The sequence below is a fragment of the Deltaproteobacteria bacterium genome (assembly GCA_013151235.1).
In the GTDB taxonomy this organism is placed as follows: domain Bacteria; phylum CG2-30-53-67; class CG2-30-53-67; order CG2-30-53-67; family CG2-30-53-67; genus JAADIO01.
Genome location: JAADIO010000005.1, coordinates 1 through 25,613, shown reverse-complemented (window position 1 = coordinate 25,613; position 25,613 = coordinate 1). Strand labels below are relative to the sequence as shown.

At 55.7% G+C, this 25,613-nt stretch carries 21 protein-coding genes; 13 read left to right on the top strand and 8 right to left on the bottom strand.

Features of this window, described 5'->3' with window-relative positions; all coding sequences use genetic code 11:
- Positions 1–8 precede the first annotated feature (8 nt).
- Positions 9–1,043: an NDP-sugar synthase gene (locus GXP58_00955; GenBank protein NOY52171.1), complete on the bottom strand. Its 1,035-nt coding sequence runs from the start codon at positions 1,041–1,043 to the stop codon at positions 9–11.
- A 199-nt stretch (positions 1,044–1,242) separates the two neighbouring features.
- On the opposite strand from GXP58_00955, the gene GXP58_00950 reads away from it, so the two are divergent.
- The 4 genes from GXP58_00950 (at position 1,243) to GXP58_00935 (ending at position 6,745) form a co-directional block, all read left to right on the top strand.
- A complete protein-coding gene (locus tag GXP58_00950) occupies positions 1,243–3,723 on the top strand; it encodes a leucine--tRNA ligase (GenBank protein NOY52170.1) in 2,481 nt (826 codons plus the stop codon).
- A 33-nt stretch (positions 3,724–3,756) separates the two neighbouring features.
- Entirely contained in the window at positions 3,757–4,296 is a 540-nt protein-coding gene (locus tag GXP58_00945; GenBank protein NOY52169.1) for an LptE family protein, read from the top strand.
- Positions 4,283–4,585 (top strand): hypothetical protein, encoded by a 303-nt coding sequence (locus GXP58_00940; GenBank protein ID NOY52168.1) that lies wholly within the window; start codon positions 4,283–4,285, stop codon positions 4,583–4,585. The genes GXP58_00945 and GXP58_00940 overlap by 14 nt, the downstream gene beginning before the upstream one ends.
- Positions 4,586–4,723: 138 nt before the next feature.
- Complete coding sequence (locus GXP58_00935) at positions 4,724–6,745, top strand: GAF domain-containing protein (protein NOY52167.1); 2,022 nt, start codon at positions 4,724–4,726, stop codon at positions 6,743–6,745.
- A 69-nt stretch (positions 6,746–6,814) separates the two neighbouring features.
- Here GXP58_00935 and GXP58_00930 read toward each other — a convergent pair whose 3' ends face one another.
- Genes GXP58_00930 through GXP58_00920 form a run of 3 tightly spaced genes read right to left on the bottom strand, consistent with a single transcriptional unit; the run spans position 6,815 to position 12,441 of the window.
- The gene (locus GXP58_00930; GenBank protein ID NOY52166.1) at positions 6,815–8,296 is read right to left on the bottom strand and encodes an AAA family ATPase; all 1,482 of its coding nucleotides are present in this window, start codon (positions 8,294–8,296) and stop codon (positions 6,815–6,817) included.
- Positions 8,297–8,326: 30 nt separating this feature from the next.
- A complete protein-coding gene (locus GXP58_00925; protein ID NOY52165.1) occupies positions 8,327–11,449 on the bottom strand; it encodes an efflux RND transporter permease subunit in 3,123 nt (1,040 codons plus the stop codon).
- A complete protein-coding gene (locus GXP58_00920; GenBank protein NOY52164.1) occupies positions 11,446–12,441 on the bottom strand; it encodes an efflux RND transporter periplasmic adaptor subunit in 996 nt (331 codons plus the stop codon). The genes GXP58_00925 and GXP58_00920 overlap by 4 nt, the downstream gene beginning before the upstream one ends.
- A 298-nt stretch (positions 12,442–12,739) precedes the next feature.
- Here GXP58_00920 and GXP58_00915 point away from each other — a divergent pair, with 298 nt between their 5' ends.
- The 3 genes from GXP58_00915 to GXP58_00905 are packed head-to-tail and all read left to right on the top strand — an operon-like array spanning position 12,740 to position 15,201.
- Positions 12,740–12,934: a hypothetical protein gene (locus tag GXP58_00915; GenBank protein ID NOY52163.1), complete on the top strand. Its 195-nt coding sequence runs from the start codon at positions 12,740–12,742 to the stop codon at positions 12,932–12,934.
- Between the two features lie 57 nt (positions 12,935–12,991).
- Positions 12,992–14,149 (top strand): NAD(P)-binding protein, encoded by a 1,158-nt coding sequence (locus GXP58_00910; protein NOY52162.1) that lies wholly within the window; start codon positions 12,992–12,994, stop codon positions 14,147–14,149.
- A gap of 5 nt (positions 14,150–14,154) precedes the next feature.
- Entirely contained in the window at positions 14,155–15,201 is a 1,047-nt protein-coding gene (locus GXP58_00905) for a glycosyltransferase (protein NOY52161.1), read from the top strand.
- A 36-nt stretch (positions 15,202–15,237) separates the two neighbouring features.
- On the opposite strand, the gene GXP58_00900 is transcribed toward GXP58_00905, so the two are convergent.
- The 3 genes from GXP58_00900 to GXP58_00890 form a co-directional block, all read right to left on the bottom strand.
- Positions 15,238–16,164: an NAD(P)H-binding protein gene (locus tag GXP58_00900; GenBank protein NOY52160.1), complete on the bottom strand. Its 927-nt coding sequence runs from the start codon at positions 16,162–16,164 to the stop codon at positions 15,238–15,240.
- Between the two features lie 22 nt (positions 16,165–16,186).
- Positions 16,187–16,381, bottom strand: a complete 195-nt coding sequence (locus GXP58_00895; GenBank protein NOY52159.1) for a glutaredoxin — start codon at positions 16,379–16,381, stop codon at positions 16,187–16,189.
- Positions 16,382–16,804: 423 nt separating this feature from the next.
- On the bottom strand, positions 16,805–17,767 hold the full coding sequence (locus GXP58_00890; protein NOY52158.1) for a PEP-CTERM sorting domain-containing protein: 963 nt from the start codon (positions 17,765–17,767) through the stop codon (positions 16,805–16,807).
- A 334-nt stretch (positions 17,768–18,101) separates the two neighbouring features.
- Between GXP58_00890 and GXP58_00885 the strand changes: the two genes are divergently transcribed.
- The 6 genes from GXP58_00885 (at position 18,102) to GXP58_00860 (ending at position 23,539) form a co-directional block, all read left to right on the top strand.
- The gene (locus GXP58_00885; protein ID NOY52157.1) at positions 18,102–19,226 is read left to right on the top strand and encodes an acetyl-CoA synthase subunit gamma; all 1,125 of its coding nucleotides are present in this window, start codon (positions 18,102–18,104) and stop codon (positions 19,224–19,226) included.
- On the top strand, positions 19,223–19,525 hold the full coding sequence (locus tag GXP58_00880) for a 4Fe-4S dicluster domain-containing protein (protein NOY52156.1): 303 nt from the start codon (positions 19,223–19,225) through the stop codon (positions 19,523–19,525). The genes GXP58_00885 and GXP58_00880 overlap by 4 nt, the downstream gene beginning before the upstream one ends.
- A gap of 219 nt (positions 19,526–19,744) precedes the next feature.
- On the top strand, positions 19,745–20,317 hold the full coding sequence (locus tag GXP58_00875; protein NOY52155.1) for a rubrerythrin family protein: 573 nt from the start codon (positions 19,745–19,747) through the stop codon (positions 20,315–20,317).
- Positions 20,318–20,402: 85 nt separating this feature from the next.
- The gene (locus GXP58_00870) at positions 20,403–20,840 is read left to right on the top strand and encodes a hypothetical protein (protein ID NOY52154.1); all 438 of its coding nucleotides are present in this window, start codon (positions 20,403–20,405) and stop codon (positions 20,838–20,840) included.
- A gap of 149 nt (positions 20,841–20,989) precedes the next feature.
- Complete coding sequence (locus GXP58_00865; GenBank protein NOY52153.1) at positions 20,990–22,675, top strand: 2-oxoacid:acceptor oxidoreductase subunit alpha; 1,686 nt, start codon at positions 20,990–20,992, stop codon at positions 22,673–22,675.
- A gap of 15 nt (positions 22,676–22,690) precedes the next feature.
- A complete protein-coding gene (locus GXP58_00860; protein NOY52152.1) occupies positions 22,691–23,539 on the top strand; it encodes a 2-oxoacid:ferredoxin oxidoreductase subunit beta in 849 nt (282 codons plus the stop codon).
- Positions 23,540–24,485: 946 nt separating this feature from the next.
- On the opposite strand, the gene msrB is transcribed toward GXP58_00860, so the two are convergent.
- Positions 24,486–25,541, bottom strand: a complete 1,056-nt coding sequence (msrB, locus tag GXP58_00855) for a peptide-methionine (R)-S-oxide reductase MsrB (protein ID NOY52151.1) — start codon at positions 25,539–25,541, stop codon at positions 24,486–24,488.
- Positions 25,542–25,613 lie beyond the last annotated feature (72 nt).

Below are 25,613 nucleotides of genomic sequence, written 5' to 3'. Positions count from 1 at the left end.
GCCTTCCGTTATGGAGATTTGTGTATGGCGGGGGCTTTGACCGCCGGATCATCCGGGGGGCTGGCTTCTTCATCGGTTTGCAGGGTAACCTGCTGAAAACGTGTAATGATCTTGTGGTGTATCTTTGCCCCGGCCGGGAGAGCCGCTCCATCCCAGAGGATCGATTCCGTGATCTTCGCTCCTTCTCCGATCCGGCAATCCTTTCCGATGACCACATCCGGACCGACGACGGCGTCTTTCCCGATCATGGTTCCCGCGCCGATCAGGCAGGGAGGATTCAGGATCACTCCTTCCTCGGCCTGTACCTCCGACCGGACAATCTCCGATACTCCTGTACGTCGTACCATCGCCAGGTTGGCCCGGAGGTAGTCTTCCATCGTGCCCAGGTCCTCCCAGTATCCCTTGTAGACGTATCCGTAACAGGCTTTGTTGCTTCGGATCCAGTGGGCGTAGACATCCCGATTGATACAAAAACGTTCTTTCTCCGGCATCGTGTCTAAAACAGAAGGATGAAAGAGATGGACCCCCGTGAACATCCAGGGAGTCAGGCCGGTCTCGGAAGTCCTTACCTTGCCCAAGAATTCCCGGATTCGGCCGGTGTTGTCGGTTTCGATGGTTCCATACCGGACGGCATCCGGATTGGGTCGGAGGATCATCGTGGCGAAGGCTTTCCGTGAGCGATGAAAGAGGACCAGGTCCTTCAGGTCGATGTCGATGAGGATATCCGCGTTGATTACCAAGAATGGCTTGGTCCCGAAAAAAGAACGAAGCTTCTTGATGGCTCCTCCGGTCCCGAGAAGATCCGGTTCCTCGGAATAATGGATCTTTAACCCGAAGCGGCTTCCGTCCCCGAGGTGGTCACGGATCATTTTCCCTAAATAGTGGAGGTTGACGGCGACCTCCCGGATGCCGTGCCGTTGCAATAGGGAAAGGTTGTACTCAATGAGGGGACGGTTCAGGACGGGGACCAACGGTTTCGGGATCTCATTCGTCAGCGGTCGGAGACGTTCTCCCATCCCGGCAGCCAGGATCATGGCTTTCATTGCAACACCTCAGCGGGGAAATTTCTTTGTTGGAGAGTAAGACCTTATGATAACCTTTATCTTTTCAGCATAGCACATCCCCTGCACGCAGGGGAAGGGCTTTTCCCTTGAAAAAGTCAGGAGGCTATGTTAAGAAATCTTTACAAAGGCTTGCAACGGGATTATCTGTAAATCAATACGCGGGAAACGAGGAGTTACGGTGAAACTCGATTATCAACCGTCGGAAGTGGAAAAAAAATGGCAGAGGACCTGGGAGAAAGAAGGGTGCTTCCGGGCTGATCCCGACCCGGAAAAAGAGAAATGTTATGTCCTGGAGATGTTTCCTTACCCTTCCGGCAGGGTTCATATGGGACATGTCCGGAACTATTCCATCGGGGATGTTATTGCCCGTTTCCGGAGGCTCCGGGGATACAACGTCCTGCATCCCATGGGGTGGGATGCCTTCGGCATGCCGGCGGAGAATGCGGCGATCAAGCATGGGGTTCATCCCGCCCGTTGGACCTATGAAAATATCGACTATATGCGCAACGAACTGAAACGGATCGGTCTTTCCTATGACTGGGGCCGGGAGGTGGCCACCTGTGATCCCGACTATTACCGGTGGGAACAATGGTTCTTTCTGAAGATGAGGGAAAAGGGACTGGTCTACAGAAAGGAGTCTTCCGTCAATTGGTGTGAATCCTGTCAAACCGTGCTGGCCAACGAACAGGTAGAGAATGATTGCTGCTGGCGTTGTGATTCAGAGGTTGTGCAGAAGAAACTCCCTCAATGGTTTTTCCGGATCACCGACTATGCCGATGAATTGCTTGAAGGGTGCGACAATCTGCCGGGATGGCCGGAACGGGTCCTTACGATGCAGAAGAACTGGATTGGCAAGAGCTACGGCGTAGAGGTGGAATTCGGCGTGGAGGGATCCGATGAACCTCTCCGTATTTTCACGACCCGTCCCGACACCCTCTTTGGTGTGACCTTCATGAGTATGGCCCCGGAACACCCCAGGGTTTCCTCCCTGGTGATGCCGGAACAGAAGGCGGTCGTTGAGGACTTTGTGGAGCGGATGAAAAAGGTCGACCGTATGGAAAGGACTTCGGAGGACCTGGAGAAAGAAGGGGTCTTTACCGGCTCCTACGCGATCCACCCGATGACGGGTGAGAAGATCCCGATCTACCTGGCGAATTTCGTTCTCATGGATTACGGCACGGGCGTGGTTATGGCCGTTCCGACCCATGATCAGCGGGACTTCGAGTTTGCCCGGCAATATCAGATCTCCATGAAGGTGGTCATTCAGCCTCCCGATACGACGCTGACGGTGGAAGAAATGACCGAGGCCTATACGGCGCCCGGGGTGCTGGTTGATTCCGGCAAATTTTCCGGTCTTCCCAGTGAAGAGGCGAAGGAGCGGATTGCCGAAGAAGTGAAACGGCTCGGGATCGGAGACCGAACGGTCAACTACCGTCTCCGGGACTGGGGAATCTCACGGCAGCGCTACTGGGGAGCACCGATTCCCATCCTCTATTGTGACGCCTGCGGCGAGGTCCCGGTTCCGGATGCGGAACTTCCCGTTCTCCTCCCCGAGGATGTGAAATTGACGGGGGAAGGGGGATCCCCTCTTGTTTCCCATGATCGCTTCGTCCGGGCCTCCTGCCCGCGATGCGGACAACCGGCCCGGCGGGAGACCGATACCCTGGATACCTTTGTGGAATCCTCCTGGTATTTTCTCCGTTATGCCTCACGCCGGCGGGAGGGGGCTCCTTTCGATAAAGAGGAAGCCGGTTACTGGATGCCGGTGGATCAGTACATCGGGGGGATCGAGCATGCCGTGATGCACCTCCTCTATTCCCGCTTCTTCGTCAAAGTGTTGCGGGATCTCGGGCTCGTCTCCGCGGATGAGCCTTTTATCAACCTGCTGACGCAGGGGATGGTGATCAAGGACGGCGCCAAGATGAGCAAGTCGAAGGGGAACGTGGTCGATCCGGACTTCCTGATTGGAAAGTACGGCGCCGACACGGCCCGGCTCTTTATCCTTTTTGCCGCACCGCCGGAGAAAGACCTCGAATGGAGCGACCAGGGAGTGGAAGGGGCCAACCGTTTTCTGCATCGCGTCTGGCGGCTGGTGGGACACTTTGCCGATCGACTTTCCAACCTCGGCCGGGAGTGTGCAATTCCGGATTCTCTCCCGGAATCCTGGACGATCCTTCGGCGCAAAACCCATCAGACGATTCGGAAGGTGACTCATGATCTGGACGGTCGCTTCCATTTTAATACGGCGATTGCCTCGATCATGGAATTTGTGAATTTCTTGAACCCCCTGCGGGAAGAAAAGATCGAGGATACGATGCTCCCCGTTTTGCGGGAATCGCTGGAGTCTCTGACGCTGCTTCTCTCTCCTTTTGCGCCCCATATCGCCGAAGAGATGTGGGAGGTCTTAGGGCACGCCGGGGGGATTGGAGTTGCCCGTTGGCCGGACTTCGATGAGACGATTGCAAAAGAAGAGGAGATCACCGTGGTTGTTCAGATCCGGGGGAAGCTGAGAAGCCGGATCCGGGTTCCGGCCGATTCTCCCCGGGAGGTCCTGCAAGAGGCCGCTCTGAGCGATCCCAGAATTCGTGAATTGACGGGGGGGAAGGAGATCCGGAAGGTGATCGTGGTGCCGGGGAAGCTGGTGAATATTGTCATCTGAAAAAACCATTCCTTCCGTGTCTGTGAGATAGCCATGTCTTTACATTCGATGCGAATTGCTTTGATATTGTTGTGCGTTACGGTTTTTTCAAATTGTGGCTATCATCCCGGTGCCGGTCCGCTTTCCCCCACGGCATTCGGTACGGTGGCCGTTCCGATCTTCGTGAATGAATCTTCCGAACCGAACATTCAGACCGTGATCACCCGTGCCGTGATCCGCGAATTCAACCGGGCCGGAGTGTTGGTCGTCGAAAAACCCCGTGCGGACAAGATCCTGGAGGGACGGATCGTCGGATATTCCAACGGGTCCGTTTCCCGAACGGCTGCCAGTACCGTCAGTGAATACCGCCTTTCCGTGATCGTTCAACTCACGCTGAAAAACCGGGAGGGGAAAATTCTCTTCCGGCATCCTTCCGCTCAACTTCGTGAGGAATACTTTGCCTCAAGCATCCTGGAGCAGAACGAACAGGCGGAGGCCAAGGCACTCAAGTCCGGGGCCGTCGACTTTGCCGAAGATGTGGTCCGTCATCTGCTGGATCAGGTGAATGAAGGACTGAGCAATGAAAACTTATGAGCCCGATCCCGACCAGCTGCAGAAACTTCTGTCGATGACGACGGAACAGTTTAGCTGCTCCCGTCTTGCCGTGAAAATTTACAGTGACCTCTTGGAGACGGAGATTTTTTTAATCTCCGATCCCACGCTGGCCTCGAAGGTGGAGGGGGTAGCCTATACAACGAACGAGGTGGATGTCCTGGCAAAGATCCGTTATGATCTGAAACCTCATTACCGGGAACGTCTCCGGAAAATCCATCAAACGAAGAAGACCTTTCACGGGATTCTGCTGGCCCCTGGTCAGGTGTGATTCCGCTTTCCGCCGCTTTTCCGGAATTGCGAAAAAAATGTTTCCCAATCCGGGAACCTGCACTATAATAATTACAGAGAACATTTCCGGCAATGATTTTACTGCATGCAGTTTCTTGTTCATGAGAGGGATTCTTTTATGAAAGAAAAAAAGGATATCTACGACCTCTTTTCCATCTGGTCTCCTCTGAAAAGGGTCTCCTATCCGATTAATGGAGTTCTGATGGGGTTTGGTGCTCCGCTGGGATGGCTGATCATTTCCGCTTTTTTCTTCCGTCCCCCTCATCTTGCCCTGATCCCGTATTTTGTTTCGGAGCTTTCCGGTTCCGTCCATCAGATTGCACTTTTTGTCTATATGACCCTCGGGACCTCCATGGTGATGGGGGTGACGGGGTATCTGGTTGGCGCGGCCTTTGACCGGGACGAGGCGAAGGCGGAGCAATTGAAAAGGGCCCACGACCGGATCGAGGAGCAGAAAGAAAAGTTTGAGAGCCGTTTCCATCATCTCAGTGCCGCCATGACCAATCTCTATCAGATCGGCGCCGATATTCAGCAGTCCCGAGACAGGGATCAGGTTCTGGAACTGATCTCCGAAGGGGCCCATTCCGTCCTGGAATTTGACCGGATCAACCTCTTCCTTCTGGATGACGAACGGAAAAACCTTCTCTGCCGTGCGACACGGGGACAGAAGGGGGAGGGATGGCGTACCCTGAAGATTCCGTTGGACAAAGTCGGAGGAGCTCTGGCCGGAACAATTGTGAAGAATGAAACCATCCGTGTGGAGGATATCACGGTCATGTCGAAAGACTGGCGTCTTCAACCTCCCTATGACCGGATCCCGGAACTTCGCTCCCGTTCTTTTGTCTGTATCCCACTCCGGGAACGGGGGAAGCCGATCGGGTTGATTGCCGTGGACAACAAGGTCGGTCGGAGACCGATCCGGGATGAAAAACTTTCTCCGCTGCAGATTCTGGCGGATCAGGGATCGACGGCCCTGACAAACATCTCTCTCTTTGACGGGATCAACCGGTTGGATCAGGAACTGGAACGGAATTTTGAGGGGCTCCTGAACCAGAAAGAGGCCTTTGCAAAGATTGTCGGTGATCTTTCGGCCCGGGCCGAGGAGATCCGGAACAATATGCTTCAAGTCGCAGCCAATGCCGAGGGGCTCTCCGGTGCCGTGACGGAAACCGCTTCTTCCGTTCACGAAATGTCCAGTGCCTTAAACGAGGTGGCCGGTGGAGTGAGCGGCCTTCGGGAAGCAGCGGAGAAGACCGTTGCTTCCACAACGGAACTGGGGATGTCGATCCGGGAAGTGGAGTCTCATGCGAAGGAGTCGAATGTTCTTTCCGAACAGGCGAAAGGGGAAGCGGAAGAAGGAGTCTCCCTCGTCCGGAAATCGATTTCCGGTATCGGTGAGATCCGGGACATTGTCCTGGAATCGGTCCATATCATGGAACGATTCGGCCGGAAGACGGAAAAAATCAGTGAGGTCCTGGAGGTGATCAACAGCATCAACGAAAAGACAAATGTCTTGGCGCTGAATGCTGCAATTATCTCCAACCAGGCCGGGGAACATGGAAAAGGGTTCGGGGTGGTAAGTAGTGAGATTCGGGCCCTTTCCGACAAGACCAAGGCTTCATCCAGGGAGATTGAGGAGATGATCCTCGACTTGCAGGAGGAGGTCCGGGAAACGACCGCCAAGATTCAATCCATCCCTCAACAGGTGGAAACCGGGGTGAAGCTTTCCCGGAAGTCCGGGGCCGCCCTGAACAAGATCCTGGAGAGTGCCGTGACCTCCCTCGGGATGACCCGGCAGATTGAACATGCCACCCGTGAGCAGGTCAAAAGTACGGAAAACGTTTCGCAGGCGTTGGATCGGGTCAACGAGATGATTCAGATGATGACCCGGAGTATTGAGGAGCAGAACCGGGGCAGCAAGGTGGTGGCCGAGGCCAACGAGAGCATTCGTCAGATTACGGAGGAAGTCGCACAGGCTACGGTCAGCCAGTCCGAAGAATTTAAACGGGTTTCCGATATGGTGCAGCAGGTTTCCGAAATGGTCTCCACGCTTTTTGAGAATGCCGAGAAGCGGAAAGCGGAGAGTGAATATATCATCGAGGGGATTCAACTGCTGGATCGGAAACGGGCGACCGCCTGATCCGTCCGGATGGTCTTCCTTCGTAACCCTGTCCGTGAATACGGCGGCCTGAGTCGTTACAGCTATTCTTTAATTTGCCGGGACCGTTCGTCCCTGTGCCCATTCCCGCAAAGCTTCAATCTTTTCTTTCATGACGACCGAGAGGGGATAGGTGCTTTTTATTTCCTTCAGGATCTCCTGCGTGGTGAGTACCCCTCGGCCGGAAAAGGCGGCATAGAGCGCGGAAATAATCGCCTGCTCGATCTCCGCACCGCTGAACCCCTTCGATGCCTCAACCAGCGCCGGAAGATCAAAATCCGCAGGATCACGGGCTTTCTTTTCTAAATGAACACGGAGAATGGCCTCCCGCTCCTCTGTATTGGGCAGATCGACGAAGAAGATCTCATCGAGCCGGCCTTTGCGAAGGAGTTCGGGCGGAAGCTTCGTAATGTCGTTGGAAGTGGCGACAACGAAAACGGATGCTGTTTTCTCCTGGAGCCAGGAAAGGAGCGTTCCCAGGATCCGGGTCGAGACTCCGCCGTCTCCGTCACTCGTGCCGGAGCCGGACAGGGCTTTTTCGATTTCATCAATCCAGAGTACGGTGGGCGCCATGGATTCGGCAAGCCGGATTGCCTTTTGCAGGTTCTTCTCCGTTTCCCCAATGTATTTGTTGTAAAGTCGTGCCGCATCGAGCTTTAGAAGGGGAAGCTGCCACTCCCGGGCCACCGCCTTGGCCATCAGGCTTTTTCCGCACCCCTGAACACCGAGGAGAAGGATCCCTTTGGGCGGTGTGAGGCCGAATTGTGTCGCCTTTTCGCCGAAGGCCCCCTTGCGGATGGCCAGCCAGTGTTTGAGGTTTTTCATTCCCCCCACGTCACTGAGAGAGGGTTCCTTGGGATAAAATTCCAGAACACCCGACTGTTCCACCTTTTCTTTTTTTGCAGAGAGGAGTGCCGGTAGATCCTCGGCATCGAGTTTTCCGTCCCTCAGAATGACACGGTAAAGGACCCGTTCGGCTTCTGTAAGTGTCAGTCCGGTCAGGTTGTTGATCAGCGTGCTGCCGTCTTTCCCCTCGATGTGGACGGTGATTTTTTCCTGGGCGGTGATCTTCCGGATGACTTCCCGAACCAGTTTTTTGAGTTCCTCTCTTCCCGGCAGGGCAAGATCGTACCGTGCAATTTCACGGGAGAGTTCCGGCGGGAAGGTGAAGGAAGGCGCCGTAAGGATCATGGAGCGTTCCCGTGTACGGAATCCCTCGCAGAGATCCCGGAGTTTGCGGGTAATCAGGGGGTCCGTCAGATTGTGATGGAGATCCTTGAAGAGATAGATCCCGTCGAGGCTGGAAGCCTCGATGAAGTTCAGGGCATCGATGGGATTCCGGGTCTGGTAGGCCGGTTGTTTCTCGCCCGTCCGTTTCAGACCGTGGGTTGCACTCCAGGTGAAAAGGGGGAGATAGAGTTCCTCGGCCACCCGGGCGACCACATTTTCAGCCCGTTCTTCTTCCACTGTTTCGATACAGATGATCGGGTAGTGAGAGCGGATCAGGATTTTCAGATCTTGCAGGTCCTTCATTCTTTTCTACTCTCCTTTCGTTATCTTAATCTACAACTTCGCCCGTTCCTTCTCACGCGCCGCCCAGTCCACTGTTATCCCGAGTTTTTTCCGGATCCAGATCTGCACATCCTCCACAACGGCGAAAAAACAGGGGACGATGACGAGGGTCAGGATCGTAGAAAAAGTTAGGCCCCAGAAGATTGAGAGGGCCATGGGAGCGAGGAATGCCGCCTGGCCCGTCCGTTGAAAGGCGAGGGTGGAAACCCCGGCGATGGTGGTCAGCGATGTGAGGATGATGGGCCGGAACCGTGTCTCCGTTGCGGTGATGATGGAGCGCCATCGGCTCATGCCGGCGGAACGGCTCTTGTTGATGAAGTCGAGCAGGACGAGGGAGTCGTTGACGACGATCCCCACCATGGCGACCATCCCGATCATTGACAGAAGACCGAAGGAGATCCCCATTACGAGGTGTCCGATGATCACGCCGATAAAGGCGAAAGGGACGGCGATCATGACCACGAAGGGCTGGATGAAGGAGCGGAAGAGGGTTCCCAAAATGATGTAGATCGTGATGATCGATATGAGAAAGGCGTCGATGAGTGACTGCACCGATTCCATCTGTTCTTTCTGTTCCCCTGCGAAGGCGAAGCTGTAACCGGGATAGGTTCCGGCAAGGGTGCCGAACTGTTTTTCAATCTTCTTTTTGACGGCCGAAGAGGTGGTGATGCCGGTATCGACATCGGCGGTGACGGTGATGGTCCGGCGCTGGTCCTTTCTGCGAATCACGCCCGAACCCTCCTGAAGGGAGCGTTTCGTAACCATCGAAAGCGGGATCAACTCTCCCGATGCGTTGGCGACCTTCAGGGTTTTGATGAGAGTATAATCGCTCCGGAATTTCGGGGCCATCCGGACAATGACATCGATCTGGTCTTTCTTGCGATGGATCTCGCTCGTCTTGATCCCACCGTAATAGCTTTTCAACGCCAGGGCGACATCTTCCACGTGGATGCCGAAGAGGGCTGCTTTTTTCTCATCGACCCGGACGATTAATTCCTTCTTTCCCCCTTCGAGATCATCCTGGATATCCCGGGTGCCGGGGAGTGTTTTCAGGTATGCCTGGATCTTGCCGGAGAGACGGCGCAGAACGGGAAGTTCTTTTCCCCGGATCCGGACCTCTACCGCCTTTCCCACCGGGGGGCCGGCCTGGATCTTCACGAATTCCATTTTCTTTATGCCGCTGATTCCCCGGAGGGCACGGCGGGCTTTCTCCAGGACTTGATAACCGTTGACCCGGTTCTCGGCATTAAACTGAGGCAGTTCCACCATGACCTGTCCGAGCTGCGTGCCGGTCTGCGTCCGTCCGGAAGAGGGATCGAAGTGACTTCCCACCAGAGAGGAGAGGGTGGTGATCTCGTTCTTCGGAAACCGGAGCAGCCGCTTTTCGATTCTGGCGATGACCGCCTCGGTCCGGATGAGCGGAGAGCCTTCCGGCGTTTCGATCTGTACGATGAAGGAGGGGATATCGTTGGTGTCGAAAAGAACAAAGGGAATCTCATACCGGGCAATCAGACCGGTCACGATGGTGACCAGCAAGAGAGAGAGAAGGACCTTGTATCTTCGGCGCAGCAGCCAGCCCAGAGCCCGAGCAAAGCGCCGTTTGTAACTCCGGAAGCGCTTCCCCGAACCGAAAAGGGGGCGTGTCCGTGAAGTGGAGGGGGCGAAATCGGCCAGATGGGAGGGGAGGGTCAGAAGAGCCTCGACCAGGGAGGCGATGAGAGCAAAGTTCACTACGATCGGGATGACCCGCATGAATTTTCCCAGGATTCCCGTCATCATCAACATCGGAAGAAAGGCGGCAATGGTGGTACTCACAGCGGCAAAGACGGGGGTCACGACTTCGTTGGTTCCCTCAATGGCGGCACGGCTCGGACTCTTGCCCATGGCCAGGTGACGGAAGACATTCTCCGCAATGATGATTGCATCGTCGACGACGATCCCCAATACGACGATGAGGGAGAAGAGGGTCAGCATGTTGATGGTCATGCCGAAGAATTTCATGAAGGTGAAGGCTCCCAGGAAGGAGAAGGGGATTCCCAGTGCCGTAAAGAGTGCGATCCGCCAGTTCAATGTCAGGAAGAGGATGGTGCAGACCAGGATGAATCCGATCGATCCGTTCACGTAGAGGGTATGGAGCCGGTTTCGGATCCACTGGGAATTGTCCTGGGAGAGGGAGAGATGGGCGCCTGCCGGGAGATGGGATTCCAGGTCGCTTTTCAGCTTTTTGACGGCATCGGCAATCTTGATGGTATCGCCCCGGGCCTGTTTTGTGACGATCAGCGTAATGGCTCTGGCGCCGTTGGAACGTCCAAACCGGGAGGCCTCTTCAAAGGTATTCTTCACATCCGCCACGTCCCGGATCCGGACCATGCCGCCGTCGGTTCCTTTCCGGATCACCGTATCAAGGATCTCTTTTGTCGATCGGAATTCCCCCACTGTTCGAATGAGAAACTCTTGCCGGATCCCCTTGAGAATGCCGGCAGGAAGATTTAGATTCCGTCGTTTCAGTGCCAGGACGACTTCGGAAATCGGCAGATGATAGGCGTCGAGACGATGAGGATCGACTTCGACCCAGATTTCCCGGTCGCGGTATCCGGATTTCAGAACTTCACCTACCCCCGGAATCTCCAGTATCCTGTCTTCCAACTCGTCTGATATTTCCCGGCGTACATCCTCTGAAGTGTTCCCGTAGACCGAGATGTTGATCACGGGGTAGCGGGTCTCGATCTCTTGCACCACCGGGCTTTTGGCGTCATCCGGCAGCGGGTCCATCCGGTTCAGGGCGCTTTCCATGTCCTGGGAGACCTTCTTCAGATCCCGGTCCTGATCCACCTTTGCCAGAATGAGGCTCATTCCCTCTCGTGACTGGGAATCGATCTCATTGATTCCATCCACCCCCTGGAGTGCGTTCTCTTCCGGGATGGTGATGATCTTTTCAATCTCTTCGGGCGAGACGCCGGGATAGACGGTTGTGACCGTCACCATGTCGAGGGGAACCGAGGGAAAGACTTCCCTGGGCATGCTTCGAAAAGAGGTGATCCCGAGGACCACAAACAACAGGAGAACGAGATTGACGAAAACAGGGTTCTTGACCGAAAAGGCCCCCACCGTCATCGGTCCGTCTCCTCGTCGATCTTCCGGATGGTAACGGCCGTACCCTCCGTCAATTTGTCCTGCCCGATCACGACGACCTGATCTCCGGGGGCAAGGCCTTTTGTGACGGCCACTTCAAAACCGAAGTCGGCGCCGAGTGTAACAGGGATACCGGCGGCCCTGCCGTTGTGAACCCGCCAGACCCGACTGCGCCCCAGTTCCTTCACAACGGCGTTCCGGGGAATCAGGAAAACCCCCCGGTGCATTCTTCCGGGGAAGAGGACCTGTGCAACCATGCCCGGTTTCAGGAGTCCCTGAGGGTTCGCGAGATCGACCTCCACGGGAAAGGTTCCTCCTTGTTCAGAGGCAGGGACGGAGATTCGTGTCACCCGTCCTGAAAAGATTTTTTTGCCGAAAGGATCGATCCGCACCGTAACGGGTTGTTTCTCTTTGATCTGCAAAACCTGCTCTTCGGAAACGCCGGCGATGATGCGGAGATGTCGGATATCGTCCACCTTGAAAAGAGGAGTTCCCGGCGGAACCTGCTCCCCGACCTCCCGATAACGGGAAACGACGATTCCGGGGAGGGGAGAGCGGACCTCGGTCTTTCTCATTTCTCTTGCCGCCTGCTGCCGGTTTGCCTTTGCCGCGTCCAGGTCGGCCTTTGCGGATTGAAACAGCCGCTCCGCCTGGTCCACCTCCTCCGTGGAGATGAAACCCTCTTTCAGGAGTTGACGTCGCCTGTTGTATTCCTTTCGGCGGTTGGAAAAACGGACCTCGGCCTTTTCCAGGTTTGCATCGGCGGCGTCCAGGTTCAGCGAAAAGGGCTCCGGATCGAATTCAAGGAGAACATCGCCTTTTTCCACCCGGTCCCCCGCCCGGTAAAATTCTTTCCGGATTGCCCCGTTGATTTCCGCAGTGATGATGGAGGTTTCTCCTGCCTTCAGCAGGCCGCCGACCGCAAAGTGTTCTGAAATATCCTGCGGGTGGACCCGAAGGAGTTCCACTTCCACCGGGGAGGGGGCTTCCTCCGCCGTTTTTTGTTTGCACCCGGACAGGGGCCAAGAGAAAGAAAGGTAGAGGATAAGGAGATATATACACCGTGGATATCGCTTCATGGTTCTTCTCTCGGTGTCGATCTGTTGAGAATTGTCCAAATTGTAAATAAATTTAGCATGTTTCCCCGGCATTGACTACCAAAAACATCGAGGGCGAAGGGAATCATTTTCCTTGTTATTTGCCGGTTCATCTGCTATTAATCCGCAGGGTGGGATTTTTTGAAAGCAGTATTCCGTTGAAAGGAGGAAGAATATGAGCAGTGAGAACGAGGTGCTCGTCGTTGTTTCGAAGGTGAAGAATTATATCCGGTCCGCTTCGGGGATGAACACGGCGGGAAATGTTGCGTCGGCCCTTTCCGATCTGATCCGGAAGATGTGCGATCAGGCGATTGAGAAAGCCCGGTCCGACCGCAGAAAGACCGTCATGGACCGCGACTTCCAATCCTGAAAGGGGACGGGATTGGAAACCTGCGACATCATCATTATCGGCGCGGGCATCAGCGGCATGAGCCTGGGATACCGCTGTGCCCGGGCGGGGATGAAGACGGTCATCCTCGAGAGGGAAGACCGTCCGGGCGGGGCTTTTCATTCCCACACCCATGATGGCTCCGGCGAGGGGTTTTGGCTCGAGCTGGGCGCTCATACCTGTTACAATTCCTACGGGAATCTACTCTCCATGATCGAGGGGTGCGGGATTCAGGATCAACTGCAGCCACGGGCGAAGGTCCCCTTTAAAATGATCCGGGAGGATCGCTTGAAATCGATTCCCTCGTGCATCAATTTTTCGGAACTGCTGCTCTCCGTTCCCCGCCTTTTCCGGCTCAGGAAGGAAGGGCAAAGCGTCGCCTCCTACTACGGTCCCATCGTCGGGAGAAAAAATTTCAAAACCCTCTTTTCTCACCTTTTCAACTCCGTTCTTTCCCAGGAAACGGGCGATTTCCCGGCCGACATGCTGTTCAAAAAGCGTTCCCGTCGCAAGGATGTCTTGAAGAGCTTCACCTTTCGCCGGGGTCTTCAGAGTCTTGCCGGTGCCGCCACCTCTCAGAAGGGGTTGGAGGTCCGTTTCGGAGAAGGTGTTTCCGTTCTGCGGAAGGAGGGCCGGGACTTCCGGGTTCTCCTGAGGGAGGGGAGGGAAGTTCGGTCTCCCTCCGTGGCATTGGCCGTTCCCGCTTCGACGGCGGCCTCACTGCTGGATGAAACCTTGCCCGATCTTGCCGGTGAATTGCATTGTATCAAGACGGTACGGATCGAATCGCTTGGGGTTGTTGTCGAGAAGAAGGATCTTTCCCTACCTCCCTTCGCAGGGGCCGTGGCGGCCGAAGACAGTTTCTATTCCATCGTCTCCCGGGATACGGTTCCCCATCATCGATACCGCGGCTTCACCTTCCACTTCAAGCCGGGCCGGCTCGACCGGGAAGGAAAGGTCCGGCGTGCCTGTGAACTGCTCGGGCTTACGGAGAATCAACTGGTCGATGTCGTGGAGAAGGAGAATCTCCTCCCCGCCCTTCGTGTCGGGCACAAAGAGTGGGTCCGGCGGATCGATGAGAAACTCCGGGAGACGTCACTCTATCTGACGGGAAACTATTTCAGCGGTGTGGCCATCGAGGATTGTGTCTCAAGATCCTTCAGTGAGTTTGATCGTCTGAAGCAGGACCGTTCCTGAACAAAATGTCTGTACCTTATCTTTCTCTGATCATTCCTGTCCTGGATGAGGCGGAACATCTGCCTGACCTGCTCACTTCTCTCCGGAATCAACAAGGGCTCTCTCTGGAAATTATCATCGCCGACGGAGGGTCTCATGACGATTCATGCCGGATCGCAGAATCATTTCATGCCGTTGTCGTACGGACGGAGCGGGGGAGGGGACGGCAGATGAACGCCGGAGCCCGGGCCGCACGGGGAGAATTCCTCCTCTTTCTCCACGCAGACTCCGGGCTGGAAGACCCGCGCCTTCTTGCAAACGCACTCGACCGGTTACGGGAGGAGATCTCGCGATTGGGCGGTGACGGCGTGGCGGGCCATTTCCCCCTCCGTTTTCAGCGGTCCGACGGCCGGAACTCCCTGGCCTACCGGTTCCTCGAAGCCAAGAGCCGTCTCAATAGAACCAATACCACCAGCGGCGACCAGGGCTTCCTGCTGTCGAAGGGATATTTTGAACGCCTCGGTGGGTTCGATGAGACCTTCCCGTTCCTCGAAGACCAGGAGATGGCGGAACGGATCCGGGAAGAGGGGGCCTGGATCACCCTGCCCGGAGTGCTTGCAACCTCCGCCCGGCGGTTTGAAGTGGAAGGCTTCCATCGGCGTTACATACTGATGGGGATCATCATGGGGCTTTACAGTACGGGGACTCTCATTTTCTTTGAGCGTGCCCGGAATGTCTATTCCGTGCAAAGCGGGATGGGGCGGCTCTTGTTGACCCCCTATTTCCGGGTCCTGCGGCGGATGTTCAGGGAGGATCTCGGTTTCACGGGGAGCATCCGTGTCTGGTTCCGGCTGGGGCGTTACATACGCCGTAATGCCTGGCAGCTCTTCTTCTTCATAGATCTCCTGCTGGGGCCCGTGTTCGGTGGAGATCGTAACCCCTGCCTTTGTTTTCACGACCGCTTCTTCCGTCCACTGACCGATTTCGCTTTCTTTGATGCGGTCACGGCCCTTCTGAGTTTTGCCTGGTACATGGGGATCCTGGCTGCCTGGTTCCGGTTGACCGAAGATTGAAACCATGGAAATTGCCGTCTCTCTCCGAAGAGGGGATTACTTCAGGAAGGATCGGAGTGCCTCCGCGAAGGGGATCGGTTCGATCCCGAAATCTTTCTCCAGGGAATCGATGGCACAGATATTGTCCCGGCTGAGAAGGGCGAGGAGGTCGGCCGTAACCTCGGGGATCTCCTTCCCGAGGAGGGAGGCGACCGATCTTGCCGGCCCCATGAAAGGAAGCATCAACCGTGTAAGCCCCATCGGCAGATGAACGATCAGTTTGTCCAGATGGAGGACGAGCAGGATCTCCCGGAGGATCTCGTTATAGGTCAACTGCTCGGCTCCCCCCATCTCGTAGGTTCGGTTCCGTTCCACCTTGCCGTCAAGCACCTTTTGGAATGCACGGTACCAGTCGTCTACGGAAAAGGGCTGGAAGCGGGCCGTCCCGTCACCCGGCACGGGGACGACCGGGCCGAGGGAGACGATCTGCTTCATCCGTTCGGTGAAGCCGTCCCCCTCCCCTACGATCAGGGAAGGGCGGAAGATCGTATAATCGATTCCGGAAGAGGTGACGATCTCCTCCGCCTTGGCTTTTGTTTTCAGGTAGCCGAAGGGAGAGGCGGGATCCGCCCCGAGGGCCGACTGGTAGAAGAAGTGTTTCACCCCGGCTGCAACCGCTTCGTTGACGAGGTGTCCCGTTCCCTTCACGTGGACCGACTCAAAGGTGGCGCCGCCTTTTTCCTCGATGATTCCGACGAGGTGGACCACCGTATCGATGCTCTCCAGCGCTCCCTTCAAGGATCCGGGATCGGAGATATCCCCTTCCGCGGCCTCGAAACCGAGACCTGCGACCCACTCCGCCTTTTCCCGGTTCCGGACGAGGCACCGGATGGACCGTCCTTCCTCTTTCAACCCTCTCAGGAGACGGCGCCCGACGAAGCCTGTTCCCCCGGCAACAAAGATCATTGTCTTCTTTCCTTTCATCAGCGTTCCCGGTGACGGGAATTCAGCGGGCGGGGAAATGTTCCCGCAGGAAACCTATGATATCGTCCGATTCGTACATCGCCTTCCCGTCGATGAAGAGGCAGGGGATCTGATAGCGTCCCCCCTCCCGGATAAGGCGCCGGATGTTCGGCGGCCAGAGGATGTTCCTGTACTCCATATCGACCTCAAGTCTGCGGATGGCCCGACGGACCTTCATGCAGTAAGGTCAGGTCGGAAACTGGAAGAGTTCAAGTCTCATTTCGAACTTCTTTCTCAACGGTTTCTACGGATGATTTAAAGTCTACCATCTTCAGGGAGGGTGTCAAGTCGCAGGAACGCCTGACCGCGGAGAAATCAAAAAGCATATCACCACGGAGTACACAGAGAACACGGAGACAAAGGCAAGGGGCAGAGGGGCAAAGGCACAGAGGGACAAAACAATACCAAAGGCAAAAGCGGCAAGCGGCATCTCGCAGAGGACGCAAAGGGCGCAAAGGAAAAGCAAAACCGGAAAAGCAATTTACCATGAAGCACATGAAGGCCATGAAGAAAACCGATGCCGGGTAAAAACCCTGTAGCGTCCCGGTTTACCCGGGGCGGCATCGTCCCAACTCCTCGACCTTTCGTGCTTCCACTCGGGTCATTCAGTGCGGCTGTTCCTTTGTCTCAATCCGGCCAGCCCGATCAGACCGGTTCCGATCAGGAGGAGGGAGGCGGGCTCGGGGACGGCGAGGGGAGTGAAGACGACGTTGTCGGCCGACGAGAGGTTGAGATCGGCCGTGAGGTTTGCCGTTCCCCAACCATCGGTATAGGTGCGCCAAGTGGTACTCGGAGGGATAATCTCACTGTGGATGGAACTGTACAGCAACTCATCGAAGTTGGCACCAATGGTGAAGATGTCGCCGACCTTCAGGGACTCGCTGCCGGTAAACGAAGCGTCGATCGTCGCCGACCCGCCGGCGGGGTCGCCGAAAATCCGGTTTGTTCCGTCATGCGTTTGTCCCACCGCCCAATCCTGGAGGTGGTTAAAGGAATAAAGGTTGGGACTCCCTCCCCCTAATGCCCCGGTCTTGCCGGAGGTGTCGACATGGATTCCCGCGTAGCCGTAGCTCTGTGACACTGAGCCTAGCAGATTCCACAGGAGGTCCACGGTCACCGGTGTGCCGGCGGCGAGCGTTGCCGAGCCGATCTGGTAGGTGCTCGAGAACTGAGCTGTAAGGCTCGTCATGCCTGTGGCCTGGCTGTCGATCACATTATAGGGTTGGTTCCACGCATCGTACCAGGTGTGGCTCGTGTGGCTGGAGGTAGCGCCGGTGCTTATGGCAACGTGGCGGGCAGCGATACCCATCGTGCCGGTTGCCTGAGACTCGGGGAGGGCCTCGTTGACCTGCGCCGTGGTCGCATTGACGCCGCCGACATCGAAGGGGGTTTGCTGCATGCCAGCGGTGCCGTCCTGCCGGACAACGCCATCTAGCCGTGCTTCCGCATAGACGGGTGAAGCCGCCGCCGGTGTGGTGACGGAAAAGAGTAAGAAGACGAGAGCGCCAAGCTGGACGGCCCAACTCCGGACGCGGGTGGGGGTTGAAGAACTGGTTTTCGACATGGTAAAATTCCTTTCCGATTTCCGAGAATTTCAGAGACCATTTTGTGTGAATCATGAAAACGTTATAAAGCGATACTGCATGAAAGTGATAAGCAATATATATGCCGGATGAGCATGTATAGGATATTTTATGGTGAATCGTGTAACATAACAATCGGTTGAAAGATTATGCTAATGATTTGGATGTGGCAGCTTTGCAAAAGAAATAGGAAAACTTTCACCCAATAATGGAAAACTTTTACACAATAAGGGAAATCTTTTCCCCATCTTGACCGGTTGGATGATTTGATCAACTTGACTTTTTCGGCTCTGCTGTTTATTCTCAGGATCAATCATGAGCGAACAATCGGAAAAATCCTGCTGTACTTCGCAAACGATCACTCCTTCCCCCTGTTGCGGTGAAAAGGGCCCCACGACGGACAGGTTTGTCCGGATGGGCGATCTTCGTGTTCCTTCCCCGGCTGTGCAGCATGTCGGGACCGGCTGGTCCCGGGCGGACCGTTGGGGCGCATTCAGATCGAGAATCAGCGCCTTCCGCATGCAGTACCGGGTGGAGCCCGGTCTCTACGCTGTCGGGAGCCCGGACAAGACCTCCGATGTCTTCGTCAGCGCCAATTACAAATTGAGTTTCGATCATCTTCGCCGTGCCTTGAAGGGGCGGGATGCCTGGATCGTGGTTCTCGACACGAAGGGAATCAATGTCTGGTGTGCGGCGGGGAAGGGGACCTTCGGGACGGAGGAACTGATCCGGAGGATCCGTGCCGTCGGGCTCGATCGGGTGGTTGAGCACCGGCGTGTGATCGTCCCCCAGTTGGGTGCCGTCGGTGTCGCTGCCCACGTTGTAAAGAAGGAGACCGGCTTCCGGGTTCTCTTCGGCCCCGTGGCGGCAAAGGATATCCCCACATTCATCGATGCGGGTTACCGGGCGACGCGGGAGATGCGGAAGGTTCGCTTCTCGATGTGGGACCGGCTGGTGCTGACCCCGATGGAGCTGAACCCGGCCATGAAAAAATTTCCATATTTCCTCGTGGGGGTCTTTCTCCTGTTCGGACTGCAACGGGAAGGGATTCTCTTCCGGCCGGCATGGGACGGCGGTCTTTCATTCGTGATCCTGGGGCTGGTCTCGGTCCTCGCCGGGACGGTATTTATGCCGATTTTGCTTCCTTATCTTCCGACCCCCTCCTTCGGGATCAAGGGGTGGATCGCCGGGCTCCTCTCGACCTGCGCGACCTTTCTGGCCGGGGGCGTCCCGTTACGGAGTGTCCTGCTTTCCCTTGTGGCGTTGATTCTCTTTCCTGCAGCGAGTTCCTATCTTGCCCTGAACTTTACCGGATCGACCCCCTACACCGGCATGTCCGGCGTGGAGAAGGAACTGAAGCGGGCCCTTCCGCTCTATTTTACGGCGCTTGTTCTTTCCGCTCTGTTCCTGATCATCTACAAGGTGCGGACATGGGGATGACCATGAAATATCTCAAGGATGTCGCAACGCTCAAATACGATCCGGAAAAGTGCAAAGGGTGCGGCCGGTGCGTCGAGGTCTGTCCCCACTGCGTCTTTGAGATGAAGGAAAAACGGGCCGTGATCACCGACCGGGACCTTTGCATGGAGTGCGGCGCCTGCGTGAAGAACTGTGAATTCGGAGCCATCCTGGTCAACCCCGGCGTCGGCTGCGCCTCGGCCATTATCAACAGCCTCCTCTTCGGGGGGGAGCCGAGCTGCGGGTGTGACGGGGAGGGGAATGGAAACGGCTGTTGTTGATGGAAACCGTTCCCCTAGCCGGAAGAAAGATCGAAGCGCCGCTTGACAGCTCCCCGCGGCGCTGGTACTTTTTTCATCATGGTCGTTGTGTTGCGTAGGATGCAACAGGCGGTCTTGTCCCGTCCTGGATTATTAAAATGTTTTCATAAACAATCAGATACAGTCTGTTGTTGATGTTATGCATTAAATGTGGAGTGTGAGAGCGAAAGGAGGAGTTGGATGAGTTTGAAGGGAACGCAGACGGAAAAGAATCTCCTCACTGCCTTTGCCGGTGAGTCGCAGGCACGGAACCGTTATACCTATTTTGCCGGGCAGGCAAAGAAGGAAGGTTTTGTGCAGATTGCGGATATCTTCGATGAGACGGCAAACCAGGAACGGGAGCATGCCAAGCGGTTTTTCAAGTTCCTCGAAGGGGGAGAGGTCGAGGTGCAGGCGTCTTTCCCGGCCGGGAGGATCGGCACGACGGCGGAGAACCTGAAGGCCGCAGCCGACGGGGAACATGGGGAGTGGACCGAGATGTATCCCTCTTTTGCAAAGGTTGCACGGGAGGAGGGGTTTGAAGCGGCCGCCCTCGCCTTCGAGGCGATCTCTGTTGCGGAGAGACAACATGAGAAACGCTACCGTGATCTTCTTGCCAATATCGAGGCGGGTGAGGTTTTCAGGAAGAAGAAAAAAGTGGTCTGGCGCTGCCGCAACTGCGGCTATCTTCATGAAGGGGAAGAGGCTCCCGGCAAGTGTCCCGCCTGTGATCATCCCCAAGCTCACTTTGAAGTTCTCGGTGAAAACTGGTAGCCGTCAGAGCGTTTTAGACCCTTGATAGAAGCATTTCTTTCCAATCAGACGGATTCGAAGCTGTTTAAAGATAAAGGAGTCGCGAATGAAGACCAAAGAGTTGCAGGAAAAGATCGTGAAGAACATGAAAACCTGGCAGAAGATTGAGGATGCCTCCGTGGCAAATACCGGTGCGATCATGGAGAAAACGGACAATCCCATCATCCGGACGGTAATGGAGATCATCCAGAACGATTCCAAGATGCACTACAGGGTGCAGCAGTTCATCGCAGACAGCTTTGAGAAGGCGTCGTTGTCGTTGAACATCGACGAGCTGAACGCAATCTCCGAGATGGTGGAGAACCACCTTCAGATCGAAAAACGGATGGTCGGCCTGGTCAAGGAGAGTCTTGCGGCCATTCAGGGGAAGAAGATGCTCGTTCAGGAATACCTGCTCGACTATCTCATGGAGGATGAAGAGAAGCATAACCGCCTCCTCGAGAACCTCGGGAAGATTAAGAGCGGGATTTATCCTTATGCGTGATCGCTTTGCAAAAAGCCTGTCAGCGGTGTTTGTCAGGTTTTGAGTTTGCTGCGATGTACAATAAAAGTTCGTCTGTGATTTGAATGGTGCGTTCCGTCTTTTCCGGTTTGCGCGGAGGCGGGACGCTTTTTTCTTTACGGTGGGTCCGGATGGTGGAATCCTGCAACATACTTATCGGGGGTGAGGCGGGCCAGGGATTGGTGACGCTCGGTCAGTTGCTTGCCCGGTCCCTCGTGCGAAGCGGGTACCGGATTGTTGTGACGCAGGCCTACCAGTCGCGGGTTCGGGGTGGGCACAATACCTTTGCCGTCCGGGTTGGTCCGGGCAGAGTCCGGGCGCCTGCGTTGCCCGTCGATCTTCTTATTGCCATGAATGAAGAGGCCGTCCGCCTTCATGGAAAGCGCCTGACCGTGAAGGGGGTGACCATCGTCGACGAATCGGTGGAGCTGATCTGCGACAGTTGCATACGGGTTCCGTTCAGGGAACTGGCGGAGCCCCGTTTTTTCAACATCGCTTTGCTCGGAGTTGCCGGGTGCCTCCTCGGTCTCGACCGGGAATTGATTTGCGGTCTTCTTGGTGAACTCTTCGCAAAAAAGAAACCGGAGGAGATAAAGGAGCGGAACCGGCAGGTCCTCGACCTCGCCTACCGGTGGGCTGAAGGAGAGGGGATGAACCACCTCGAACTTCCGGCAGTGGCGGGAATTCATAACCGGTGGATGCTGAACGGCAACGAGGCGATTGCTTACGGCGCGGTCTCGGCGGGCCTTCGCTTCTGCGCCTACTATCCCATGACCCCCGCCACTTCGATCCCCATGACCCTGATTGCCACGGCAACGGAAACGGGGATTGTCGTCGAACAGGCCGAGGATGAGATCGCCGCCGTCAACATGGCGATCGGCGCCTCCTTCGCAGGGGTGCCGAGTATGACGGCCACTTCCGGCGGGGGATTCGCCCTCATGACGGAGGGGGTGAGCCTTGCCGGGATGACGGAGACACCCGTCGTGATTGTTGTGGCCCAGCGTCCCGGCCCGGCCACGGGACTTCCTACCCGGACGGAGCAGGGAGACCTGGAGATGATTCTCTATGCGGGACATGGTGAATTCCCCCGGGCCGTCTTCGCCCCCGGGGACTTGGAGGAGTGTTTCCACCTGACCCGGCGGGCCTTCGGAACGGCGGAGAAATACCAAGGGCCGGTTTTCATCCTGACCGATCAGTTCCTGGCCGACTCGTACCGGGCCGTTGATCCCATCGATGTCACGGGGCTTGACGGGGTTGAACCGGGTGCCGACCCCGGCGGGTTGGAACTTCCCTATAAACGTTTCGCAATGACTTCCAATGGGATTTCGCCTCGTCTCCTGCCGGGGCGGTCGAGCCACCTTGTTGTGGCCGACAGCGACGAGCATGACGAGGCCGGACATATCACGGAGGACCTCTCGATCCGGAAGCGGATGGTGGGAAAAAGGCTGCGGAAGATGAAGGGACTGCTCCGGGAGGTGATCCCGCCGTACTACGAGGGGAACGATTCACCGGATCTCCTGCTGGTCTGCTGGGGTTCCGCGAAGGGGGCCGTATGCGAGGCGGCGGAGCGTTTGCGGGAGGAAGGAAGGGATGCCGCCGTTCTTCATTTTTCACAACTCCGGCCATTGGATCCGGGACAGTTTCTCGGTAAGTTAGAGGGAGCGCAAGAGGTGGTCTCCGTAGAAGGGAACGCCACCGGTCAGTTCGGACGACTCCTGCATCGTGAGACAGGGTTTGAGATCAAGCGGGAGATCCTGCGGTATGACGGACTGCCGATCACGCCGGAGTATCTCCTGCAGGTACTGAAAAGGGTGTGACGAAGGGAGCGTGAGGTGGAAATCGGCGACTACGGTGAATATGAAACGGCCTGGTGCCCGGGGTGCGGCAACTTCCCGATCCTTGATGCAGTCAAATCCGCCATGGCCGGGGCGGGGATCGCTCCGCATGAAGTCCTCTTCGTTTCCGGGATCGGGCAGGCAGCCAAGGCGCCTCACTACCTCAATGTTAACTTCTTCAACGGCCTCCACGGCCGCGCGATTCCCGTTGCCACCGGAGCGAAGCTCGCCAATCCGGAGTTGAAGGTGATCGTCGAGAGCGGCGACGGTTGTACCTACGGTGAGGGGGGGAACCACTTTCTTGCCGCCCTCCGGCGGAACCTTGACCTCACCCTGATCGTCCATGACAACCAGATCTACGGCCTCACCAAGGGACAGGCAAGTCCCACATCCGACGAGGGCTTCGTCACCAAGGCCCAGCCCGAGGGGGTGTGCCAAGAGCCTTTCCACCCCTTGGCGACGGCGGTGGTTCTCCACGGCGGTTTTGTGGCCCGCAGTTTCTCCGGCATGCCCGATCACATGACGGAGATGATCCGCCTCGGGATCGCCCACAAGGGTTTTTCCCTCATCGACATCCTCCAGCCCTGTGTCTCCTTCAACAAGGTGAACACCTTCGGATGGTACAAGAAACGCTGTTACGAGCTACTGGAAGAGTACGATCCCACCGACTGGGAGTCCGCCATGAAGACCGCCATGGAATGGGGGGAGAAGATCCCCGTCGGTGTTCTCTACAAAAACGACCGTCCCGACTATGCCGCCCGGCTCTCCGTCCTTCAGGACGGCCCCCTCGTGGGCCGGAAGCCGGACCCCGGGATCGTGGGGCAAATCCTTTCCCGATACGCCTGATCTCATTTCTTTGTGAAAGATTGGGGGTCATGTGAAAGATTGGGGGTCAGGTCTTTAATCTTGCGTACCCAGCGAAGGGCAGCATACACTAACGGGTGCAAGTCCCGTCATGGTAAAAGCCGGAGCCATGTAGCTTGGATGGCAGGGGGCAATGGAAACGTTACCTTCTGAAGCCCATCGACATAGCGCAAAGCCAGTGTCAGCAACTATTGTGGGATTGTGGGTCCGGGGTCGGACCATGGTAACTGTTTGAGATCACAGTGGTCCCATGGGGGTCTTTAATCTTGACAAATGCATTATCTCTATTTGCTTTTGTGGTTTCACACTTTCCATGAGGTTACTGAAAGCAGAAAAACAAAAAGAACCATTTTTGAGTAAGGAGGAGTTGACATGGGCGACAAGGGGAAAAAAGATAAAGGCAAACGGGAAGAACAAAAAAAGAGTAAGCTGACCCAAAAAGAAAAACGGAAACAGAAAAAAGAAAAAAAGAAATAAATACGAATAAAAACAAAAAAGAGGGATCCTTCGGGGGCAAATCTTTCATGCTGACAAATGAGATTACATTCTTTTTCACAGGATCAGCGGGGTTTCCGGATCTGCTGATATCGATGGAGATGAGACGAAGTTCTACGTAGGAGCAGCAAAGGGCCTTGACGGGCTGTTGCCCAAACCTCTTTGATTAAGTCAGGAGCCATGGTATATTTGTGCAACCAGGAACACAAGCACAAAGGAAACCTGCGCTTATGATGGGCCACCAACCCCCACCGCAACCCAGCCTGTTTTATACAGCAGGTCCTCAGCAGGTCCTGAGGGCCAGGTCTTTAATTTTGAATTTACTTCATCGTTCCTTCAATATTCTATTCGACCCATCGAATGGGAATATCAAGATTAAAGACCTGGCCCTATTCCGTCTCTTCCGGGTCCTATTCCGTCTCTATTCCGTCTGCTATTCCGTGGGCCCTATTCCGTGCGAAAACGGCTGGAACAGTTTCATGAATTTCCCGTAGCCCTCTTTCTCCAGCTCTTCCACCCGGATGAATCGAAGTGCCGCTGAGTTGATGCAGTAACGAAGGCCAGCCGGTTGTGGACCGTCCTTGAAGAGATGGCCGAGGTGTGAATCGGCATGTCTGCTCCGGACCTCCGTGCGGAGCCGGAACAGCTTGGTGTCGTTGCGCTCGACGATGTTCTCCGGTACGAGGGGCCTTGTGAAACTGGGCCAGCCTGTACCGGAATCATATTTGTTCAGAGAGCTGAAGAGAGGTTCGCCGGATACGATATCCACATAAATCCCCGCCTTTTTGTTATCCCAATAGGCATTGACAAAGGGCGGTTCGGTACGGTCCTGCTGGGTGACCCGGTATTGCATGGGGGTGAGTTTCTTCTTTAAGTCGGTCATGGATCGATTTGTTCCTTTCCTTTTTCGTCCCCAGATCTTTTCCAGGAATGAGTCTCTGCCTGAGTTGTATCGATAATATCTGTACCGGATCGGATTCTTCTTGTAGTAATCCTGATGATACTCTTCAGCTGGATAAAAGGCGCCGGCCGGGAGAATGGGTGTTACAACCGGTTTCTCATAGAGGTTCTTTTTTCCCAGGTTGTTTCTCGATTCTTCCGCCGATTTTCTCTGCTTTTCGTTATGAAAAAAGATGGCCGTGGAATATTGCTTTCCCCTGTCCACGAACTGACCGTCCGGATCGGTCGGGTCGACCTGCCGCCAAAAGACATCCAGAAGTTTCTCGTAGGAAATCTTCGTTTGATCATAGACGATTTGTACAGCTTCCAGGTGGCCTCCGGTATCATAGGTTTCGTACGTTGGATGTTTGCTGAACCCGCCTGTATAACCGGACGTGACGGACAGGATCCCTTCCAATTCCTCAAAAGGTTTTTCCATGCACCAGAAGCAGCCCCCCGCAAAGGTTGCTCTCTGGAAACGATCACTGTCCGGAACGGCGTTGGTACTCTTTGAGAAAGAGATCGAGATGATCCAGAATGCCAGTAGCATGATCCCGAAATGAAGGTATGAATATTTCATGATGTTGCACCTCTTTCCATGATTGTGTCATTTCCGTCTTTC

Excerpts from the sequence above, each read along its gene's own strand:
- GXP58_00955 (NOY52171.1), bottom strand. The coding sequence starts at position 1,043 with ATGAAAGCCATGATCCTGGCTGCCGGGATGGGAGAACGTCTCCGACCG.
- GXP58_00945 (NOY52169.1), top strand. The coding sequence starts at position 3,757 with ATGTCTTTACATTCGATGCGAATTGCTTTGATATTGTTGTGCGTTACG.
- GXP58_00940 (NOY52168.1), top strand. The coding sequence starts at position 4,283 with ATGAAAACTTATGAGCCCGATCCCGACCAGCTGCAGAAACTTCTGTCG.
- GXP58_00935 (NOY52167.1), top strand. The coding sequence starts at position 4,724 with ATGAAAGAAAAAAAGGATATCTACGACCTCTTTTCCATCTGGTCTCCT.
- GXP58_00930 (NOY52166.1), bottom strand. The coding sequence starts at position 8,296 with ATGAAGGACCTGCAAGATCTGAAAATCCTGATCCGCTCTCACTACCCG.
- GXP58_00925 (NOY52165.1), bottom strand. The coding sequence starts at position 11,449 with ATGACGGTGGGGGCCTTTTCGGTCAAGAACCCTGTTTTCGTCAATCTC.
- GXP58_00915 (NOY52163.1), top strand. The coding sequence starts at position 12,740 with ATGAGCAGTGAGAACGAGGTGCTCGTCGTTGTTTCGAAGGTGAAGAAT.
- GXP58_00910 (NOY52162.1), top strand. The coding sequence starts at position 12,992 with ATGAGCCTGGGATACCGCTGTGCCCGGGCGGGGATGAAGACGGTCATC.
- GXP58_00905 (NOY52161.1), top strand. The coding sequence starts at position 14,155 with ATGTCTGTACCTTATCTTTCTCTGATCATTCCTGTCCTGGATGAGGCG.
- GXP58_00900 (NOY52160.1), bottom strand. The coding sequence starts at position 16,164 with ATGAAAGGAAAGAAGACAATGATCTTTGTTGCCGGGGGAACAGGCTTC.
- GXP58_00895 (NOY52159.1), bottom strand. The coding sequence starts at position 16,381 with ATGAAGGTCCGTCGGGCCATCCGCAGACTTGAGGTCGATATGGAGTAC.
- GXP58_00890 (NOY52158.1), bottom strand. The coding sequence starts at position 17,767 with ATGTCGAAAACCAGTTCTTCAACCCCCACCCGCGTCCGGAGTTGGGCC.
- GXP58_00885 (NOY52157.1), top strand. The coding sequence starts at position 18,102 with ATGAGCGAACAATCGGAAAAATCCTGCTGTACTTCGCAAACGATCACT.
- GXP58_00880 (NOY52156.1), top strand. The coding sequence starts at position 19,223 with ATGACCATGAAATATCTCAAGGATGTCGCAACGCTCAAATACGATCCG.
- GXP58_00875 (NOY52155.1), top strand. The coding sequence starts at position 19,745 with ATGAGTTTGAAGGGAACGCAGACGGAAAAGAATCTCCTCACTGCCTTT.
- GXP58_00870 (NOY52154.1), top strand. The coding sequence starts at position 20,403 with ATGAAGACCAAAGAGTTGCAGGAAAAGATCGTGAAGAACATGAAAACC.
- GXP58_00865 (NOY52153.1), top strand. The coding sequence starts at position 20,990 with ATGGTGGAATCCTGCAACATACTTATCGGGGGTGAGGCGGGCCAGGGA.
- msrB (NOY52151.1), bottom strand. The coding sequence starts at position 25,541 with ATGCTACTGGCATTCTGGATCATCTCGATCTCTTTCTCAAAGAGTACC.